Raw genomic sequence first — 20,311 nt, forward strand, 5'->3', positions numbered from 1 at the left:
GTACGGGCATGCCCGGCACTAGGCCGTTCGAGTGGTGACCCCCGGTGCACGGGCTTAGCGTCGAAAAGGTGGACCCGAACGCGACGCCGACCAGGAACGGGACCTCCGGCAAGGTCCGAGGAAGCGGCAAAGGGGTGGCCCTCTTCGTCCTCGCTTCCTGCCAGCTGATGGTCGTTCTCGACATCACCATCGTGAACATCGCGCTGCCGCACATCCAGACCGCCCTCGGCTTCTCCACCGAGAGCCTGTCCTGGGTCGTCAGCGCCTACACCCTGACCTTCGGCGGACTGCTGCTCCTCGGCGGCCGCTCCGGCGACATCCTCGGCCGCCGGCGCGTCTTCATGTTCGGCGTCCTGCTCTTCGGCCTGGCCTCGCTGCTGGGCGGACTCGCCCAGAACGAGGGCCAGTTGCTGGCGGCCCGCGCCCTCCAGGGCGTCGGCGGAGCCATCGCCTCCCCGACCGCCCTCGCCCTGATCACCACCACCTTCCCCGAAGGCCCCGAGCGCAACCGGGCCTTCGGCGTGTTCGCCGGCGTCTCGGCGGGCGGCGGCGCGATCGGGCTGCTCTTGGGCGGCGTCCTCGTCGAATGGCTCGACTGGCGCTGGGTGCTCTTCGTCAATGTCCCGATCGCCCTGCTGATCGCCCTGGCGACCCCGCGCGTCATCCGCGAGTCCGAACGCCACCCCGGACACTTCGACCTCGCCGGCGCGCTGCTGTCCACCGTCGGCATGGTCGCCCTCGTCTACGGATTCATCCGCGCCTCCCAGGAAGGCTGGAGCGATCCACTGACCCTGGTCTCCTTCGCCGTGGCCGTGGTCCTGCTGACCCTGTTCATCCTGAACGAGCGCCGCTCGCCGCAGCCGATCACCCCGCTGCACATGTTCGCCGACCGCAACCGGGCCGGGACCTACGCCATCATGCTGTTCTTCGCCTGCGCGATCTTCGGCATGTTCTTCTTCCTGACCCTGTTCGTGCAGAACGTGCTCGGCTTCAGCCCCCTCGAAGCCGGCCTCGCCTTCCTGCCGGTCAGCGCGATGATCGCGGTGATGGCCGGGATGACCTCCCAGCTCCTGCCGAGGTTCGGGCCGAAACCGTTCATGGTCACCGGCTCGCTGTGCGCGGCCGCCGGGCTCGGCTGGCTCACCCAGACCGACATCCACTCGACGTACCTGGGCAGCATCCTGGGGCCGATGCTCCTGTTCAGCGCGGGCATGGGCATGCAGTTCGTGTCCCTGACCCTGATGGCCCTCTCGAACGTCCCCGACCGGGAGTCCGGCGCGGCCTCCGGCCTGCTGAACTCGATGCAGCAGGTCGGCGGGTCCCTCGGCCTGTCCATCCTGGTCACCGTGTTCGGCACGGCCAGCCGCAACGAGGCCAAGGAGCAGCAGGGCCCCTTCCTGAGTTCCGCCACCCCGGACGAGAAGCTGCTCTTCGCGAAGACCCACCAGTTCCCGAAGCCGTGGAGCGATCAGATCCTCACCTCGGGCGTCAGCGCCTCCTTCGTCGCGGCGGCCGCGTTCACCCTGATCACGGCGCTGATCGCGCTGTTCGTCATCCAGGTCCGGCCCTCCGACCTCGCCCGCCTCCAGGGAAACCACACGCCGACGGCAGTCTGATCCCGGCCGCCGTCCTGGCCGGCCCCCTGGCCAGCGCCGCGCGCAGCCGAGCCGCGTCCTTGCGGGTGTTCATGCGCAGGGCCAGCCAGGAGCCGTCCGCGAAGGACAGGTCGACCCGCGCCCGGCGGCGGCGCGGGCGGGGGACGCGGCGCAGCATGCACGCGGCGGTGTACGAGGCGCGGTCCGGGGTCCCGCGCGCCCAGGCCGGGCGGACGGTGAGCTCGCCCTGCCGTGCGGCGAACGTCCCGTGCGGGCCCTCGGCCTCGGTCTGCCAGCGCGTCCAGTGGAACCCGTACAGGGCCAGCGCGAGCCGGCCCGCCTCGCTGTCCCAGCCGCCGGCGAGGGCCGGGCCGTGCGCGAGCCGCCCGAGCAGCCGGGCGGCCCGCTCGAACGGCTCGAACAGGGCGGCCGCCGCCTCCGCGAGATCGTCGGGCAGGGCGAGCAGGAACCGGACGAGGAAGAAGCCCCGGATCCGCGACCGCAGCCGCCTCCGGGGCGGGGAGCCGGGCAGCCGGGCGCGCGGTGGCCGACGTACGTACGGGGACAGCCTCCCCGGGAGTTCCTCGTCCATCACCCCATTTTGTCCGGAAATGCCCTACCCGGCCAAGCTCCGGAGCCGGCAGCGTGCCGGGCCGTTCGCCCGCAGGGTGATGCCGGTGCTGACCGGCACGTCGGCGTCGACGGCCTCGAACTCGTACGCCCGCAGTATCATCGCCAGCGCGATCACCGACTCCAGCATCGAGAAGTGCTGCCCGATGCAGGCGCGCGGGCCGCCGCCGAAGGGGAACCAGGCGTAGCGCGGGCGGGCGGCCTCGGCCTCCGGGGTGAAGCGGTCGGGGTCGAAGCGGTCGGGATCCGGCCAGTGGAGCGGGTGGCGGTGCGTCACCCACGGGGCGATGATCACGTCAGCGCCCGCCGGGACGCCGTGCCCGTCGATCCGGGTCTCGGCCACGGCCTGCCGCCCGATGACGGGCGCCGCCGGATAGAGCCGCATCGCTTCCTTGAGCACCCGCGTGAGGTACGGGAGCCGGTCGAGGTCGGCGGCCTCGGGCGTACGGTCGCCCAGCACGCGGGAGACCTCCTCGCGGGCCCGCCCCTGCTGCTCGGGGTGGCGGGCGAGCAGGTGCAGGGCGAAGGCCAGGGAGGTGGCGGTCGTCTCGTGGCCCGCGAGCAGGAAGATCAGCACCTGCTCGCGCAGCTCGACGGCGTCGAACTCGGCGTCGTCCGCGCTCTTGGCCCCGGCGAGCAGGCTCAGCAGGTCGTCGCCCGCCGCGGCCCGCGCGCCCCGGGCGTCCTCGCTGCTGCTGCTGCCGCCGCTGCCGAGCCGCTCCGCCACGATCCTGTCGCACACCGCGTACAGCTCGTCCAGGGCGGCGGCCGCCCGCTTGTTCGCCGGGGTCGGCCAGGTGCGCGGCAGGTTGGCGGGGGAGTAGCCGCGGCGCAGCACGTACTCGGTGATGACCGGAAAGCACCGGTCGACGACGTCGACGGCGGTGTCCCCGTCGGTGCCGAAGAGGATCCGGGTCACCGCGCGGAGCGCGAGGTGCGTCATCTCGTCGCAGACGTCGACGACTTCGGCCTCCCGCCAGGCGCACAGCGTCAGCTCCGTCTCGGCTGCGACCGCGCCGGCGTACCCGTCCACCCGGCGTTTGGTGAACAGCGGCTGGACCAGCCGGCGCTGGCGCAGGTAGTCCTCGTCCTGGCTGGTCAGCAGGCCGTTGCCGAAGGACTCGCGGACCTCCTGGTAGAAGGAGTTGTCCTTGCGGAAGTTGGCCGCCTGCGAACCGAGGACCTGCTGGGCGCCCTCCGGGGAGAACACGCAGTACAGCTCGGCGCGCAGCCCGGGCGGGCCGGCGGTGATCCGTACGACGTCGCCGTGCCGCTGCTGGGCCCGCAGATAGGTGCCGAGCGAGTCCGACTTGAGGTCGAGAAGCGACCCGAGCAGCGGGACTCCCGCGAGCTCGGGGACCTCCCTGCCGGCCCCTGCGTGTGATCCGACTGTCATGGCTCCCCCTCGACCGTGCCGACGCGCCGATTGTGCCGGGTGGTCCCCACGGGCGGCGAGACCCGTCCCCCATTGGGCCTAAAGCCGCCGGTCCGGCGCTACTTGTCGCAGGCGATGCCGTCCTTGTCGCGGTCCAGGGCGTCGCGGTAGCCGGGCTGGCCGCGCCGGATGGGTGCCTTGCCGGCGGCCTTCGCGGCGTCGCAGTTCTTGAAGTAGACGGGCTCGTCGTTGGCCGGGGGCGGCGTCTGGGGCTTCTTGGGCTTCGGCGGGACCGGGGTCGGCACCTTCACCGGGTTCGAGCCAGGCTTGGCCGTCGGAGTCGGAGTCGGGGCCGGGGTCTTGGAGGCGCGCAGGGCGGTGCCGGCCCGCTCCGGGCACTGCGTACCGGGCGCGACGAGCGAGAGCTCGACGGAGGTGGCCGGCGTGACGGGGCTGTCAGCCGCCGGCGTCTGGAAGCACACCGTCCACGCCATGGGGTCGGCGGGGAGCGTGACGTCGCCGTACGCGCTCTCCAGGTCGACCGGCGCCTTGGTCACCTTCTGGACCATGACGGTGGCGTCGAGGAGTCGCTCGCCTACCACCTTCGGCATCATGCTCTGCCCGGCGGACGCCGACGGGGAGGCGCTGGGCGAGGGCGCCGCCGAGGCCGCGCCGGCGGCGGCCTTGTCCGAGCCGGTCTTCTTGGCGCCGGTGTCCTCACACCCCGCGCCCAGCAGGACGACGACGCCTATGACGCCGGCCACGGCGAATCCCCGACGGTGGAACATGGACGTACCCCCAAGAGCAGCAGTGCGCGGAACCGCCGCAGCATATGCCCAGCGCCGCCCGCGCGCCCCGGAAATCGGGTTATCGCTCCAGGTAGGCGACCGTGCCCGCGCGCCGGGCGGCGTCGACCTCCCGGAGCCGGTCGAAGTTGACGGGCGTCATGATCGCCTGCCACTGCGCCACCGTGTGGACCTGGACCTCGGTGTGCTCCGCCGGGTCGAGGACGAAGGAGGCGATCTGCTCGTCGGTGAGCGTGCCGCCGTCGAAGATGAACCCGATGTGGTTGGCGGGCCAGGCGGCGCCCTGGTGCCGGATGAAGTGCGTGCCGAGCAGCCTCGGTTCGCCCCGGAAGACCATGCCGGTCTCCTCCCGGCACTCGCGGACCGCGCACTGCCAGGGGCTCTCGCCGGGGTCCATGTTCCCGCCCGGCCACTGCCAGGGCTCGGCCGCGCGGGTGGCCCGCAGCTGGACGGGGCGCCCGGCGGTGTCGGTGAAGTAGAGGCAGGCGTAACTGGTCGCCTGGGCAATCGTCTTGATGTACTCCGCGGGCGGGAGCCAGGTGCCGGTCATACGGCGACGCTACCCGGCAGCCGCGACGCCCAGTCGCTCGCGGAGGAAGGCCGTGACGTCCTCGCGGGCCCGGAACGCGGGATGGTCCGGGCTCTCACGGACCTCCAGGGTCAGGACCGAATGGGCGAGGCGGCCGAACCCGTCGGGGTTGCCCGCTGCGGAGTCGAGCCGGATGAACCGGAACGCGTCGCCGAGCCGGGCCCGCAGGGTGGCGAACCGGTCCTCCGGCGACAGCGGGTCCCCGCTGAAGCGCAGGCCCAGCACGCACAGCCCCTCGTCCCGGGTGCGGTCGACGACCCGGCGCAGCTCGTCCTGCGAGACCCCCGCGTCCGCGCGGCGGGCGGCGCCGACGGGGACGGGGACCGAGGGCTGGCTCAGGACGGGCGCCAGCACGGAGTCGTCCACGGCGGCGGCCAGCGCGAAACCGCCGGTGAAGCAGAGGCCGATGACACCGACCCCGGCGGCGGGGGTCCGCGCCGCGAGGTCGCGGGCGAGCGCCCGCAGGTAATCGGCGATGGGCCTGCGGGCGTTGGTCGCGAAGGCCCGGAACTCCGAGGAGACGCACACGCGGGCGCTGACGAGCGCCGTCCGGGCGAGCGTGCCGGGCCGGCCCGGCACGCCGAACAGCGAGGGCATCACGACGGTGAACCCCGCGCCCACCAGGTGCTCCCCGAGCCCGATCACCTCGGGCGTGATCCCGGGCACCTCGGGCATCAGCACCACACCGGGCCCGTCCCCCTTCTCGTAACAGTCGTGGGCGAGTCCCCCGGCCGCGAAGCGCGCCCGGCGCCATCCGTCAAGGGTCGATACCGGTGCCGTGCCGCTCATATGCCCCTGCCCCAGGTCGAGTTGAGGAACCCAGTCTGCCCCACCCGACCTGCCTGCCCGCCCGCCCCCCGCCGGGCCGTTTCGGGGAAACACGGAACCCCGGCGTCCTCGGTGGAGGGCGCCGGGGTCCGTCGGCCGGGGTGGGCCGGAGCGGGGCTAGATGTCGCGGAAGATCTCGATCTGGGCGCCCACCGAGTTGAGGCGTTCGGCGAGTTCCTCGTAGCCGCGGTTGATGACGTACACGTTGCGCAGGACCGAGGTGCCCTCGGCCGCCATCATCGCGAGGAGGACGACCACCGCCGGGCGCAGGGCCGGCGGGCACATCATTTCCGCCGCGCGCCAGCGCGTGGGGCCCTCGACCAGGACGCGGTGCGGGTCCAGGAGCTGGAGGCGGCCGCCGAGGCGGTTCAGGTCCGTCAGGTAGATGGCCCGGTTGTCGTACACCCAGTCGTGGATCAGGGTCTGGCCCTGGGCCGTGGCCGCGATCGCCGCGAAGAACGGGACGTTGTCGATGTTCAGCCCGGGGAACGGCATCGGGTGGATCTTGTCGATCGGCGCTTCGAGCTTCGACGGGCGGACCGTGAGGTCCACCAGCCGGGTGCGGCCGTTGTCGGCCACGTACTCCGGCGAGCGGTCGTGGTCGAGGCCCATCTCCTCCAGGACCGCGAGCTCGATCTCCATGAACTCGATCGGGACCCGGCGGATCGTCAGCTCCGACTCCGTGACCACCGCGGCCGCCAGCAGGCTCATCGCCTCGACCGGGTCCTCGGAGGGGGAGTAGTCCACGTCCACGTCGATGTTCGGGACGCCGTGGACGGTCAGGGTCGTCGTGCCGATGCCGTCCACGCGGACGCCGAGCGCCTCCAGGAAGAAGCACAGGTCCTGGACCATGTAGTTGGAGGACGCGTTGCGGATGACGGTCGCGCCGTCGTGCCGGGCGGCGGCCAGCAGCGCGTTCTCGGTGACCGTGTCCCCGCGCTCGGTCAGCACGATGGGGCGGTCGGGGGAGACCCCGGTCGCGACCTTCGCGTGGTAGATGCCCTCGGTCGCGGTGATGTCCAGGCCGAAGCGGCGCAGGGCGATCATGTGCGGCTCGATGGTGCGGGTGCCGAGGTCGCAGCCGCCGGCGTACGGAAGCCGGAACTGGTCCATCCGGTGCAGCAGCGGGCCCAGGAACATGATGATGCTCCGGGTCCGGCGGGCCGCCTCCGCGTCCATGGCGTCCATGTCGAGGCTGGCCGGCGGGACGATCTCCAGGTCGACGCCGTCGTTGATCCAACGGGTGCGTACGCCGATCGAGTTGAGGACTTCGAGGAGGCGGTAGACCTCCTCGATGCGGGCGACCCGGCGCAGGACCGTGCGGCCCTTGTTCAGCAGCGACGCGCACAGCAGCGCCACGCAGGCGTTCTTGCTCGTCTTGACGTCGATGGCACCGGAGAGCCGGCGGCCGCCGACGACGCGCAGGTGCATCGGGCCGGCGTAGCCCAGAGAGACGATCTCGCTGTCGAGCGCTTCGCCGATTCGGGCGATCATCTCAAGGCTGATGTTCTGGTTGCCGCGCTCGATCCGGTTCACGGCGCTCTGGCTGGTGCCGAGCGCGTCCGCGAGCTGACTCTGTGTCCAGCCCCGGTGCTGACGGGCGTCACGGATGAGCTTGCCGATGCGTACGAGGTAGTCGTCTGCCATGGGTGCACCGTATCTCAGATATGAGATGACGCCTGCGTCGGGTGTGGCAAACGGGTGTTACCGACCGTCAGATTCCATCCCCGGGGCGGTGCGCGCGCGGTGGGCCGGCCCGGAGGGGCCGGGGTGACAAGTACCCTGTAACGCCATTTGTCCGAATCTGCAATTCCTGGCGGAAGGCCCTGCGTACGGGACCCGCGTACGGCCCCTGCTGCACAGGCCCGCGTACGGGGTCCGCGCACGGCCCCCGCGTGCGGGTGCGCGCAGGGGCACTGACGGCCCCCGCGCACGGCCCCCGCGTACGGGACCCGCACGCGGGTCCCGCTCCCCGCCGCCGTCAGTGCCCCTGCGCGCACCCGCACGCGCGGTGCCGCCCGCCGTGCACCGCGCTGTACGAGGCCGGGCGCGGCCCCGCCGCCCCGCGGGCCACGCGACCCGCGGCCGCCCGGCCCGCCGCCGAGTCCGCGTCGTGCACCACGCGCCCGCCGACCAGGGTCATCCGTACGCCCGTCCCGCTGATGTCGGCCACCGGGCAGCGGGTCACGTCCCGGTCCAGCAGCACCAGGTCCGCCGCCTTGCCCGCCTCCACCGTCCCCGTCAGGGACTCCTGCCGCAGCTGCCACGCCGTCCCGGCGGTGTGCATCCGCAGAGCCGAGCCCCGGCTCAGCCCCTCCAGCTCCCGGTACAGCTCGCCCGCGCCGAACACGCCCTGCCTGTCGACCGCCGTCCGCAGCTGGTTCCACACCTGGAGGGCGTCCACCGGCCAGTCGGAGCCGCCCGTCAGCCGCGCGCCCGCCTTCTCCAGGCTGCGTGCCGGGTACATCCACCGGTGCCGCTCCGGGCCGATGTACGGGAGCAGCGCCTCCACGGTCCAGGTGTCGCGCGCCGCCCACTGGAGCTGCATGCAGGCCGCCACCCCGAGCTGTGCGAAGCGCCGCAGGTCCGCCGGGTCCACGATCTGCAAGTGGGCGATCGCGTTGCGCGGGTCCCGCTGCCCGGTCGCCCGCCGGGCGTACGCGTATCCGTCCAGGGCCGTCCGTACCGCCCGGTCTCCGAGTCCGTGGGCGTGCATCTGCCAGCCGGCCTTGTTGAACGCCGCCGTCAGCCGGCCGTAGTCGGTCGCCGAGGTGTACAGCTCGCCCCGGTTCGCGGTCGGCTTGCCGTTGCCGTCCAGATAGGGCTTCAGCAGCGCGGCCGTCTGCGCGGGGTACTCGATGACCCCGTCCAGGAACACCTTGACCATCCCGAACCGCAGGCCCCGTACGCCCTCGAACTCCCGCCGCAGCCCGCGCGCGTACGCCAGCGCGGCCGCCGGGTCCTTGGCCTGCTCCGCGTCGAGCCGGATCGCCGGGACTATGCGCTGCGGCAGTCCGCCCTGCGCCGCCAGGGCCTGGTACAGCTCCAGCTCGTGCCGCCCGACCAGGGCGTCCATCATCGTGGTCACCCCGGACGCGGCCGCGAGCCCCAGCACCTTCGCGCAGGCCGCGACGAGTTCGGCCCGCGAGGGCTCCGGGATGTGCCGCTTCAGCAGTTCCTGCGCGTCGTCCTTGAGCACGCCGGTGGGCCGGCCGTCGGCGCCCTTGACGATCTTGCCGCCGACCGGGTCGGGCGTGGCCGCGGTGATCCCGGCGATGTCCAGGGCCCGCCCGTTCGCCCACAGGTTGTGCCCGTCGCCGCCGACCAGCGCGATGGGTCGCCGGGTCGCCAGCGCGTCCAGCATCGAGTGGTGCGCCGCGGTGCCGGTCGGCAGCAGGCCGACCGGATTCCAGTCCTCCACCACCAGCCAGCCGTCCGGCTCCGCGCCGGCGCCCCCGGTGTCGGCGAGGAACCCGGTCAGGATCTCCCGGAGTTCCGCCACGGTGGTCTCCGCCCCCTCCAGCGAGGGCCGCAGGGACCGGTCCCCGGCGCCCAGCGGGTGGACGTGGCCGTCGTGGATGCCGCTCATCAGGGTGTTCCCGCGCGCGTCGACCACCTCGGTGTCCCGGCCGACGCACCGGCGCAGCGCCGCGTCGCTTCCGGTGGCCAGGATCTTCCCGTCCCGCCCGACGGCGACCGCCGAGACCGGTGCCCCGCCCGGCAGCCCGGTGAACACCCTGGCGCCCCGGAACACCAGCGCGGCCGAACCGCGCCCGCCACCACCCGCGGAAGCGGCCGACGGGGCCGCCGCCGCGGAGCCGGCGCCCAGCAGGCCCGCCGCACCGGCGGCCCCGGCCGCCGCGAGCAGCCCGCGCCGGGACAGGGAGAACGGAGAAGAAGAGGTCATGGCCACTCCAAAGGTTTCGGTGTGGCCTGGAGACTGTGTGATTAACCCCTTAACCGGAACCCGCCGCCACCGACGGAATCCGTAGGATGTGCCGCGTGTCCGGACCGACGATCGCCGACATCGCGCGCGCCGCCGAGGTGTCCACCGCGACGGTCTCGCACGCCCTCAACGGCACCGGCCGGCTCGCCGAGTCCACCCGGCGCCGGGTCCGGGAGATCGCGACCGGGCTCGGATACGGGTCGTACCGCGCGCCCCGCACCCGCAACCTGGGCCTGGCCGTCACCACCTTCGCCGGATCCGCCTGGAACTTCGTCGCGGTCCACTACTTCTCCCAGTGGCTCACCGCCGCCACCTCCGCCGCCCACGCCCGCGGCTACGCGCTGACCACCCTGCCGGCCGACCGCGGGGCCGGAACGCCGTGGCACACCCTCTCCGTCGACGGGATGCTGCTGCTCGACAGCCCGAGGGGCGATCCGGTGCTGCGCGCGCTGCGGGCCCGCGGCATCCCGGTGGTCTTCGACGGCCGGCCCGCCGATCCGCGCCCCGGAGACATCTGGGTGGACAACGACCACGCCGCAACCACCCGCGAGGTGCTCGACCACCTCGCCGAGGCCGGCGCCCGCCGGATCGCGCTGCACGGCGGCCTCGGGGACGAGTACTACACGTACGCCGTGACGCGGGCGTACGAGCAGTGGTGCGCGGAACGCGGCCACCCGCCGCTGCTGATCCCCTGCGACCCCGACGACGCCCCCGGCCACGCCTTCGACCGGGCCTTCGACCGCGCCCCCGGCGCACGCGCCGACGCCGACGCCGTCGATGCCGTCTACTCCCTCTACGAGCCGGGCGGCCGCCAGGTCCTGGCCGCCGCGGCGCGGCACGGTCTGCGGGTCCCGGACGAGCTGCTGCTCGTCTGCGCGAGCGAGGACCCGGCGTACGCGCAGGGCGATCCGGCGGTGAGCACGGTGACGCTGCGCCCCGGGGTGATCGGCGAGAACGCCGTCGCCGCCCTGGTCGCGCTGCTGGAATCCCCGCGGGACACGGTGCCCGGCCAGCTCACGGTCCCGGCCGGCCTGACGGTACGCGCGTCCTCCGGCGGGTTCTGAGAGGGCCGGCGGCGCGGCCGTACGGGCGAAGCACGCCCGAATCGGGCCCGCGCCCACGCCGCGCATGACCCAGGCGCGGCCATGCACTAGAGTTATCTCGACATCGAGATAACTGCCGAAGGCGTACCGCAGCCGCCCCAGCTGGTAAGGATTGCCTAACTTAGCCTTACCTTAGCGGATTGGCCACAGGGCGTGGCGGCAGGATTGCGGTTATACGCGCGAATTTCATGCATGAAGGAGACTGTCGTGTCGGCGAACAGCTTCGACGCCCGCAGCACGCTGCAGGTGGGCGACGAGTCGTACGAGATCTTCCGGCTGGACAAGGTTGAGGGCGCTGCCCGCCTTCCCTACAGCCTGAAGGTGCTGCTGGAGAACCTGCTTCGCACCGAGGACGGCGCGAACATCACCGCCGACCACATCCGGTCGCTCGGTAACTGGGACTCGCAGGCCCAGCCCAGCGAGGAGATCCAGTTCACGCCGGCCCGCGTGATCATGCAGGACTTCACCGGCGTCCCCTGCGTCGTGGACCTCGCCACCATGCGTGAGGCCGTCAAGGCCCTCGGCGGCGACCCGGCGAAGATCAACCCGCTCTCGCCCGCCGAGATGGTCATCGACCACTCGGTCATCGCCGACAAGTTCGGCACGAAGGACGCCTTCGCGCAGAACGTCGAGCTGGAGTACGGCCGCAACAAGGAGCGCTACCAGTTCCTGCGCTGGGGCCAGACCGCCTTCGACGACTTCAAGGTCGTCCCCCCGGGCACCGGCATCGTGCACCAGGTCAACATCGAGCACCTGGCCCGCACGGTCATGGTCCGTAACGGTCAGGCGTACCCCGACACCCTCGTCGGCACCGACTCGCACACCACCATGGTCAACGGCCTGGGCGTGCTGGGCTGGGGCGTCGGCGGCATCGAGGCCGAGGCCGCGATGCTCGGCCAGCCGGTCTCCATGCTGATCCCGCGCGTCGTGGGCTTCAAGCTGACCGGCGAGCTGCCCACCGGCACCACCGCCACCGACCTGGTGCTGACCATCACCGAGATGCTGCGCAAGCATGGTGTCGTCGGCAAGTTCGTCGAGTTCTACGGTGAGGGCGTCGCCGCCACCTCCCTCGCGAACCGCGCCACCATCGGCAACATGTCGCCGGAGTTCGGCTCCACCGCCGCGATCTTCCCGATCGACGACGAGACCCTGAAGTACCTGCGCCTGACCGGCCGCGACGCCCAGCAGGTCGCCCTCGTCGAGGCGTACGCCAAGGAGCAGGGCCTGTGGCTGGACCCGGCCGCCGAGCCTGACTTCTCCGAGAAGCTGGAGCTCGACCTCTCCACGGTCGTCCCCTCCATCGCCGGCCCGAAGCGCCCGCAGGACCGCATCGTCCTGGCCAACGCCGCCGAGCAGTTCGCCCTGGACGTGCGCAACTACGTCAGCGACGACGAGGAGGCCGGCAAGGAGTCCTTCCCGGCGTCCGACGCCCCGGCGTCCTCCAACGGTGTGCCCACCAAGCCCACCCTGGTGACCCTGGCCGACGGGACCTCCTTCGAGATCGACCACGGCGCCGTCACCGTCGCCGCGATCACCTCCTGCACCAACACCTCGAACCCCTACGTCATGGTCGCCGCGGCGCTCGTGGCCAAGAAGGCGGCCGAGAAGGGCCTGACCCGCAAGCCCTGGGTCAAGACCACCCTGGCCCCGGGCTCGAAGGTCGTCACCGACTACTTCGACAAGGCCGGCCTGACCCCGTACCTGGACAAGCTGGGCTTCAACCTGGTCGGCTACGGCTGCACCACCTGCATCGGCAACTCCGGTCCGCTGGACGAGGAGATCTCGAAGGCGATCAACGAGGCCGACCTCGCGGTCACCTCGGTGCTCTCGGGCAACCGCAACTTCGAGGGTCGCATCAACCCCGACGTCAAGATGAACTACCTGGCCTCCCCGCCGCTGGTCGTCGCGTACGCCATCGCGGGCTCCATGAAGGTGGACATCACCAAGGACGCCATCGGCACCGACACCGAGGGCAAGCCGGTCTTCCTCCAGGACATCTGGCCGTCCGAGGCCGAGGTCAACGACGTCGTGGCGAACGCCATCGGCGAGGACATGTTCAGCAAGTCCTACCAGGACGTCTTCGCGGGCGACGCCCAGTGGCAGGCGCTCTCGATCCCGACCGGCAACACGTTCGAGTGGGACCCGCAGTCCACCTACGTGCGCAAGCCCCCTTACTTCGAGGGCATGACGATGGAGACCACCCCGGTCTCCGACATCGCCGGCGCCCGCGTGCTGGCGAAGCTGGGCGACTCGGTCACCACCGACCACATCTCCCCGGCCGGTGCGATCAAGGCCGACACCCCGGCCGGCAAGTACCTCACCGAGCACGGCGTCGAGCGCCGCGACTTCAACTCGTACGGTTCCCGCCGCGGCAACCACGAGGTCATGATCCGCGGTACCTTCGCCAACATCCGCCTGCGCAACCAGATCGCGCCGGGCACCGAGGGCGGCTTCACCCGCGACTTCACCGTCGAGGGCGCGCCGGTCTCCTTCATCTACGACGCCTCGCAGAACTACCAGGCCGCCGGCGTCCCGCTGGTCATCCTGGCGGGCAAGGAGTACGGCTCGGGCTCGTCCCGCGACTGGGCCGCCAAGGGCACCGCGCTGCTCGGCGTCAAGGCCGTCATCGCCGAGTCCTACGAGCGCATCCACCGCTCCAACCTGATCGGCATGGGCGTCCTGCCGCTGCAGTTCCCGGAGGGTGCCTCGGCCGCCTCCCTGGGCCTGACCGGCGAGGAGACCTTCTCCTTCACCGGTGTGGAGGAGCTGAACAACGGCACCACCCCCCGTACGGTCAAGGTGACCACCGACTCCGGCGCGGAGTTCGACGCGGTCGTCCGCATCGACACCCCCGGTGAGGCGGACTACTACCGCAACGGCGGCATCATGCAGTACGTGCTCCGCAACCTCATCCGAGGCTAAGGGCGCGCCCGGCGGAGCCGAATCATTCGGCTCCGCCCCGCTTTTCGGCACCATAGGGCCGTATCCCCGACAAGGGGGTACGGCCCTTCCGCTTATCCGGGCCATCGTTTATCGGCCAGGCAGGTGACGGTGAGGTCTCAACTCGGAAAAGCCGGGGCAGATACTTGTGCACGATCTTGCTCACCCGAGCGGAAGTGGACTATACCTGTGGCCGTCCGGACCGCCGCGACACGAGCGGCCCCGGACCGGGGGACGGCGGGGACCTGCGGTGATGCCCGCGTGCACGGCAACTGCCGTGCGATTCCTTCCTCCTTCACACTCCTGACGAAGGCGAGGACTTGAGCATGGGATCCACCTCCGCCCACGGCGAGAACAGCACCGGTGACGGCCTCGGCCGCCGGGATCTGATCAAGCGCTCCGCGGCACTCGGCCTGATTTCCGTCCCGACCATGAGCTTCCTGTCCGCGTGCGCCTCCGGCGGGGACGCGCCCAAGAGCAACGGCGCCAAGGCCGCCATCACCAAGGAGAACCCCTTCGGCGTCGCCAAGGGCACCAAGCTGGAGGTCGTCGTCTTCAAGGGCGGGTTCGGCGACGACTACGCCAAGGCGTGGGAGGCCGCCTTCGACAAGAAGTGGGGCACCACCAGCTCCCACCTGGGCACCCAGGAGATCACCGGAAAACTCCAGGTGCGCTTCAACGGCGGCAACCCGCCGGACGTCGTGGACGACTCCGGCGCCCAGAAGATCAAGCTGGACGTGCTCTTCAAGAGCAACCAGCTCGCCGACCTCACCCCGGTGCTCGACGCCCCCTCGCTGGACGACCCGAACAAGAAGGTCCGGGACCTGCTCATCCCCGGCACCGTCGAACAGGGCACGCAGGGCGGCAAGTGCGTCTCGCTCAACTACGTCTACACCGTGTTCGGCTTCTGGTACTCCGGCAAGCTCTTCAAGGAGAAGGGCTGGGCCCCGCCGAAGACCTGGGACGAGTTCCTCGACGTCTGCACCAAGGCCAAGGACGCCGGCATCGGCGGCCTCGCCCACCAGGGCAAGTACCCGTACTACATCAACGTCGTCATCATGGACCTGATCGCCAAGAAGGGCGGTCTGGAGGCCATGAAGGCGATCGACAACCTGGAGCCGAACGCCTTCGAGGGCAGCGCGGCCGCGCTCGCCGCCGTCGAGGCGCTCTACGAGGTCGTCGAGAAGGGCCTGCTCCTGCCGGGCACCAACGGCCTGACGCACACCGAGTCCCAGACGGCCTGGAACCAGTACAAGGCGGCCTTCATCCCCTCCGGCTCCTGGCTGGAGAACGAGCAGATCAAGCAGACGCCGGACGACTTCGACATGCAGTTCCTGCCGATGCCGCTGCTCCCGGACAGCAAGCTGCCCTTCGAGGCCATCCGGGCCGGCGCCGGCGAGCCCTTCATCGTCCCGGAACAGGCCGCCAACAAGCCCGGCGGCCTGGAGTTCATCCGTTCGATGCTGTCCCGCGAATGGTCGACCATCTTCGCCCAGCAGGCCAACTCGCTGACCGTGGTCAAGGACGGCGTCGACCCGAGCGTGAAACTGCGGCCCGGCACCCAGTCGGCGGTCACCGCGCTGAAGGCCGCCGGGGAGAACACCTTCAACTACCTGTACCCCGACTGGTACAGCGAGATGGACACCGCCATCCAGGACGCGTCCAATGAGCTCATGGCCAAGCGCATCCAGCCCAAGGAGTGGATCAAGCGGGCCCAGGCGGCCGTGAACAAGGCCGCCCAGGACCCGAACGCCAAGAACAACCGTCGCAGCTGACGCCACCGGGACGGACACCATGAGCCACGTAGCCCAGGGCAGGGGGCGGGGCGGCTTCATCGCCGGCTTCCTCTTCGCACCCCTCGCGCTGTACCTGACCTTCGTCATCTGGCCGTACGTGCAGACGTTCGGTTACTCCTTCACCAACTGGACGGGCCAGTCACCGACCTTCGACTTCGTCGGACTGGACAACTACTCGGCCCTGACGAAGGACGAGGTCTTCCGCGGCGCCCTGTGGCACAACGTGCTGCTCCTGGTGTTCGTCCCGACCATCACCATCCTGCTCGCCCTCTTCTTCGCCTTCATGGTGAACGCGGGCGGGCGCGGCGGCGCCGGCGGGGTGCAAGGCGTACGGGGATCGGCCTTCTACAAGATCGTCTACTTCTTCCCGCAGGTCCTCTCGCTCGCGATCCTCGCCGTCCTCTTCGGCGCCGTGTACCGCAGCGACGAGGGCGGACTCCTCAACGGGGTCCTCACCCGGCTGGGCCTGGTCGACCCGCAGACGCCCGTCGAATGGCTCAACGAACCCAGGTTCGTGCTGTGGTGCCTGCTGCTGGTGGTCGTCTGGCACGGGGTCGGCTTCTACCTCGTCCTCTTCTCCGCGGCCATGCAGTCCATCCCGAAGGACATCTACGAGGCGGCCCTGCTCGACGGCGCGGGGCGCGCCCAGACCTTCTTCAAGGTCACGCTGCCGCTGCTGTGGGACTCCGTACAGACCTCCGCGGTCTACCTGGGCATCGCCGCGATGGACATGTTCGTCCTGGTCTCGACGATGACATCGGGCCAGTTCGGCGGCGGCCCCGACCACCACAGCGAGGTCATGGCGACGGTGCTGATGCGCAACTTCCTGTACTTCGGCAAGAGCGGCTACGCCTGTGCCATGGGCGTCGTCATGCTCGCCCTGACCATGATCCTTTCCCTCGTCACGCTGCGCGCCACCCGCCGCGAGCGCATCGAGTTCTGAGCGGGAGACCCCATGACCACAGTCATCAAGGCACCGGGCGAGGCGGCAGCCGAGCGGTCCGGCGCCGGCAGGCCGGCGGACCGCGACAAGCGCGGCTCCGACGGCATGGTCCTCAACGTCTTCTCCCACGGCTTCCTCGCCGTGTGGGCCGTACTCATCATCCTGCCCCTGGTCTGGCTGGCCCTCGGCTCCTTCAAGACCGACGCGCAGATCGGCGGCTCGGCGCTCAGCTGGCCCTCGAACTGGCACCTCGACGCCTTCGGCCGGGCCTGGGACAAGGGCATCGGCGACTACTTCGCCAACACGCTGATCGTGATGGTGTTCTCGGTCCCGCTGACCATGCTGTTCGGCTCGATGGCGGCATACGTGCTGGCCCGCTACCCCTTCCCGGGGAACCGGTTCATCTACTACTTCTTCGTCAGCGGGGCGATGTTCCCGGTGTTCCTGGCGCTGGTCCCGCTGTTCTTCATGGTCAAGCGGTTCGACATGCTGAACACTTACCAGGGCCTGATCCTCGTGTACGTCGCCTACTCGATGCCGTTCACCGTCTTCTTCATGCACTCCTTCTTCCGCACGCTGCCGACGGCGGTCCACGAGGCGGCGGTGATCGACGGGGCCTCCGACACCAGGATCTTCTTCCAGGTGATGGTGCCGATGGCCAAGCCCGGCCTGATCAGCGTCGGGATATTCAATGTCCTCGGCCAGTGGAACCAGTACATCCTGCCGTCGGTGCTGATGCAGCCGCAGACCGGTTCCGATCCGGAGCGGTACCTGCTCACCCAGGGCCTGATCCAGCTCCAGCAGCAGCAGGGCTACGCCACCGACCTGCCGGTCCTGTTCGCCGGCGTGACGATCGCGATGATCCCGATGCTGGTGGTCTACCTCTCCTTCCAGCGGCAGATCCAGGCGGGCCTGACCTCCGCCACGCTCAAGTAGCGGCCGCGGGGTGCGGGCGATCGCCCGCACCCCGGTACGGCGCCTGGCTTACAGCCAGGTCCCGAAGCGGCGGATGTACCAGGTCTTCACGAGCTGCGTGAGGGTGCAGTACGCGAGGAGCACGCCGATCAGCCACGGGAAGTAGCTCGCCGGCAGGGCCACGAAGCCCAGCGAGGGGGCCAGCGGCGAGAACGGCAGGTACAGCCCGGTCAGCACCGCGAGGACCGTCATCACCATCACCGGCCAGGAGGCGCGGGACTGGACGAACGGGATCTTCCGGGTGCGGATCATGTGGACGATCAGGGTCTGCGAGAGCAGGCCCTCGATGAACCAGCCGGACTGGAAGAGCGACTGGCTCGCCTCGCTGTCGGCACCGAACACGTTCCACATGATCAGGAACATCGAGATGTCGAAGACCGAGCTGACCGGGCCGATGGTGACCATGAACCGGCCGATGCCCTTGGCGTCCCAGTTGCGCGGCTTGCGGAGGTACTCCTCGTCCATCCGGTCCCACGGCGTCGCCAGCTGGGAGATGTCGTAGACCAGGTTCTGCACCAGCAGCATGATCGCGAGCATCGGCTGGAAGGGGATGAACGCGCTCGCCACCAGCACCGAGAAGACATTGCCGAAGTTCGACGACGCCGTCATCTTGATGTACTTGATCGTGTTGCCGAAGGTGGTCCGACCCTGGACCACGCCCTGCTCCAGGACGGTCAGGTCCTTCTCCAGCAAGATGATGTCCGCCGACTCCTTGGCGATGTCCACGGCCGTGTCGACCGAGATGCCGACGTCGGCGTCCCGCAGCGCGGCCGCGTCGTTGATGCCGTCCCCGAGGAAGCCGACCGTGTGGCCCTGCGCCTGGAGCGCCCGGACGATCCGGGCCTTCTGGACCGGGTTGACCTTGGCGAAGACCGTCGTACGGGCGGCCAGCCGGCGCAGCGCCGGGTCGTCGAGGGTGTCGATCTCGGTGCCGTTCACGACGTGGCCGACGTCGATGCCCACGTCCGCGCACACCCGGGCGGCGACGAGTTCGTTGTCGCCGGTGACCACCTTCACCGCGATGCCCTTGTCGGCCAGGCCCCGCAGGGCCCGGGCGGCGTCGGCCTTCGGCGGGTCGAGGAAGGCGAGGAAGCCGACCAGCGTGAGCCGGTCCTCGTCCGCCACGCCGTAGGTGTCTTGCGGGGTGGCGACCGTACGGGTGGCGACGGCCAGGACCCGCAGGCCCCGCCGGTTGTTGTCCTCGGCGATCCGGATGACGTGCCGGCGCAGCTCCTCGGTCAGCTCGACCCGCTGCCCGCGGTCCCTCGTGTGGGTGCACAGGGCGAGGACCTCCTCCACCGCGCCCTTGGTGATCATGACGTGTTCGGCCCGGCCGGCGGAGCCGACCACGCTGGTGCGGACCAGGACCACGGACATCCGGCGCCGGGCGAAGTCGAAGGGGATCTCGTCGACCATCGAGAAACGTGCGTCGACGACAACCTCCTCGGCCTCGCCCACGCGGTCGATGACCGCCTGGTCCATCAGGTTCTTCAGGCCGGTCTGGAAGTGCGAGTTCAGGTACCCGTACTCCAGGACCTCGTCGTCCTCGTCGCCGTGCACGTCCAGGTAGCGGTCCAGGACGATCCGGTCCTCGGTCAGGGTGCCGGTCTTGTCCGTGCAGAGCACGTCCATGGCGCCCAGGTTCTGGATCGCGTTGAGCCGCTTGACGACGACCTTGCGCCGGGACATGGCGACCGCGCCGCGCGCCAGGTTCGCGGAGACCACCATCGGCAGCATCTCGGGGGTCAGCCCCACCGCGACGGCGATGCCGAACAGGAAGGCCTCGTCCCAGTCGCCCTTGGTGAACCCGTTGATCATGAAGACGACGGGGACCATGACCAGCATGAACCGGATCAGCAGGAAGCTGACCCTGCGCACGCCCGTGTCGAAGTTGGTCTGCGGGCGCTCACCGACCAGCGAGCCGGCCATCGAGCCGAAGTAGGTGCCGGAGCCGGTGGCGACGACGACCCCGGTGGCGGTCCCGGAGGTCACCGACGTGCCCATCAGGACCAGGTTGTCGGCCTCGACCGGGTCGGTGGTCTCGAACTGGCCGAGGTCGTCGGTGCGCGTGTCGGCCTTGGCGACCGGCAACGACTCGCCGGACAGCGCCGCCTGGCTGACCATCAGGTCCTTGGAGGTGACGACCCGCAGGTCGGCGGGGATCAGGTCGCCGGCGGCCAGCTTGACCAGGTCGCCCGGGACGACCCGGTCCATCGGCACCTCGACGGTGACCGGGCCCGAGCCGCCGCCGGCCCGGCGCTGCACCGCGCAGGTGGTGGTGACGAGCCGCTTCAGCGCGTCGGCGGCGCGCCCCGAGCGGAACTCCTGCCAGAAGCGCAGCAGTCCGCTGATCCCCACCATCACGGAGAGGATCACGACGCCGGGGTCGGCCGGGTCCTGCCACCACATGACGGCGGCCAGGAACACCAGGACGCCGATGAAGGGGTTCCAGTACGCCTTCGCCAGCTGGGCCCACCAGCGCGGGGCGCGCTCGTGGGCGACGACGTTGGCGCCGTGCCGCTCCAGGCGCAGCGCGGCCTCGGCGTCCGTGAGGCCGTCGCGGGTGGCGGACAGCTTCCGCAGGACCTCGGCGCGCGGAGCGGCGCTGTACTCGGCGAGCCGGTCGCCGGCGAGCCGGGTACGGGTCTCCAGCTCGGCGGCCCTGCGCTCGCGGCGGGTTCGGCCCGGCGGCGCGAGCTTCGTCGGGGTACGGGGGGTGAGCATGGTCATGACGAATACCTCCCTCCACGGTGTCCGGGCAGCGCGAAGCCGCGCGGTCACGTGG

14 protein-coding genes are annotated in these 20,311 nt (G+C 70.8%); 6 read left to right on the forward strand and 8 right to left on the reverse strand.

All coding sequences use genetic code 11. From position 1 onward, the window contains the following. Positions 1-68 precede the first annotated feature (68 nt). Complete coding sequence (locus OG982_RS23685) at positions 69-1,616, forward strand: MFS transporter (protein WP_266949215.1); 1,548 nt, start codon at positions 69-71, stop codon at positions 1,614-1,616. Here the strand turns inward: OG982_RS23685 and OG982_RS23690 are convergent. The 7 genes from OG982_RS23690 to OG982_RS23720 form a co-directional block, all read right to left on the reverse strand. After that, the gene (locus tag OG982_RS23690; RefSeq protein ID WP_266783560.1) at positions 1,552-2,187 is read right to left on the reverse strand and encodes a hypothetical protein; all 636 of its coding nucleotides are present in this window, start codon (positions 2,185-2,187) and stop codon (positions 1,552-1,554) included. The genes OG982_RS23685 and OG982_RS23690 overlap by 65 nt on opposite strands. 24 nt (positions 2,188-2,211) lie before the next feature. After that, the gene (locus OG982_RS23695; RefSeq protein ID WP_266783558.1) at positions 2,212-3,621 is read right to left on the reverse strand and encodes a cytochrome P450; all 1,410 of its coding nucleotides are present in this window, start codon (positions 3,619-3,621) and stop codon (positions 2,212-2,214) included. 98 nt (positions 3,622-3,719) lie between these two features. Continuing rightward, complete coding sequence (locus OG982_RS23700; protein ID WP_266949217.1) at positions 3,720-4,388, reverse strand: excalibur calcium-binding domain-containing protein; 669 nt, start codon at positions 4,386-4,388, stop codon at positions 3,720-3,722. Between the two features lie 79 nt (positions 4,389-4,467). Beyond that, positions 4,468-4,956: an NUDIX domain-containing protein gene (locus OG982_RS23705; RefSeq protein ID WP_266783554.1), complete on the reverse strand. Its 489-nt coding sequence runs from the start codon at positions 4,954-4,956 to the stop codon at positions 4,468-4,470. 9 nt (positions 4,957-4,965) lie between these two features. Continuing rightward, positions 4,966-5,784, reverse strand: a complete 819-nt coding sequence (locus OG982_RS23710) for a dienelactone hydrolase family protein (RefSeq protein WP_266783552.1) — start codon at positions 5,782-5,784, stop codon at positions 4,966-4,968. A 156-nt stretch (positions 5,785-5,940) separates the two neighbouring features. Next, complete coding sequence (locus tag OG982_RS23715; RefSeq protein ID WP_266783550.1) at positions 5,941-7,470, reverse strand: UDP-N-acetylglucosamine 1-carboxyvinyltransferase; 1,530 nt, start codon at positions 7,468-7,470, stop codon at positions 5,941-5,943. 334 nt (positions 7,471-7,804) lie between these two features. Then, positions 7,805-9,730 carry an amidohydrolase gene (locus OG982_RS23720; protein ID WP_266783548.1) on the reverse strand — a complete coding sequence of 642 codons (1,926 nt, stop codon included), beginning with the start codon at positions 9,728-9,730 and terminating at the stop codon, positions 7,805-7,807. 86 nt (positions 9,731-9,816) lie between these two features. Between OG982_RS23720 and OG982_RS23725 the strand changes: the two genes are divergently transcribed. From OG982_RS23725 to OG982_RS23745, 5 genes are all read left to right on the forward strand, one after another. Continuing rightward, on the forward strand, positions 9,817-10,833 hold the full coding sequence (locus OG982_RS23725; protein WP_266783546.1) for a LacI family DNA-binding transcriptional regulator: 1,017 nt from the start codon (positions 9,817-9,819) through the stop codon (positions 10,831-10,833). Positions 10,834-11,079: 246 nt separating this feature from the next. Next, positions 11,080-13,794 carry an aconitate hydratase AcnA gene (gene acnA, locus OG982_RS23730; protein ID WP_323139275.1) on the forward strand — a complete coding sequence of 905 codons (2,715 nt, stop codon included), beginning with the start codon at positions 11,080-11,082 and terminating at the stop codon, positions 13,792-13,794. Between the two features lie 344 nt (positions 13,795-14,138). Further along, the gene (ngcE, locus tag OG982_RS23735; RefSeq protein ID WP_266783542.1) at positions 14,139-15,587 is read left to right on the forward strand and encodes an N-acetylglucosamine/diacetylchitobiose ABC transporter substrate-binding protein; all 1,449 of its coding nucleotides are present in this window, start codon (positions 14,139-14,141) and stop codon (positions 15,585-15,587) included. A 19-nt stretch (positions 15,588-15,606) separates the two neighbouring features. Next, positions 15,607-16,551, forward strand: coding sequence for a carbohydrate ABC transporter permease (locus tag OG982_RS23740; RefSeq protein ID WP_266783541.1), 945 nt, complete (start codon positions 15,607-15,609; stop codon positions 16,549-16,551). A gap of 12 nt (positions 16,552-16,563) precedes the next feature. Then, positions 16,564-17,487: a carbohydrate ABC transporter permease gene (locus tag OG982_RS23745; RefSeq protein ID WP_266783540.1), complete on the forward strand. Its 924-nt coding sequence runs from the start codon at positions 16,564-16,566 to the stop codon at positions 17,485-17,487. Positions 17,488-17,535: 48 nt separating this feature from the next. Here the strand turns inward: OG982_RS23745 and mgtA are convergent, their stop codons facing one another. Beyond that, the gene (mgtA, locus tag OG982_RS23750; RefSeq protein ID WP_266949220.1) at positions 17,536-20,256 is read right to left on the reverse strand and encodes a magnesium-translocating P-type ATPase; all 2,721 of its coding nucleotides are present in this window, start codon (positions 20,254-20,256) and stop codon (positions 17,536-17,538) included. Positions 20,257-20,311 lie beyond the last annotated feature (55 nt).

This window comes from Streptomyces sp. NBC_01551 (assembly GCF_026339935.1).
Lineage (GTDB): Bacteria > Actinomycetota > Actinomycetes > Streptomycetales > Streptomycetaceae > Streptomyces.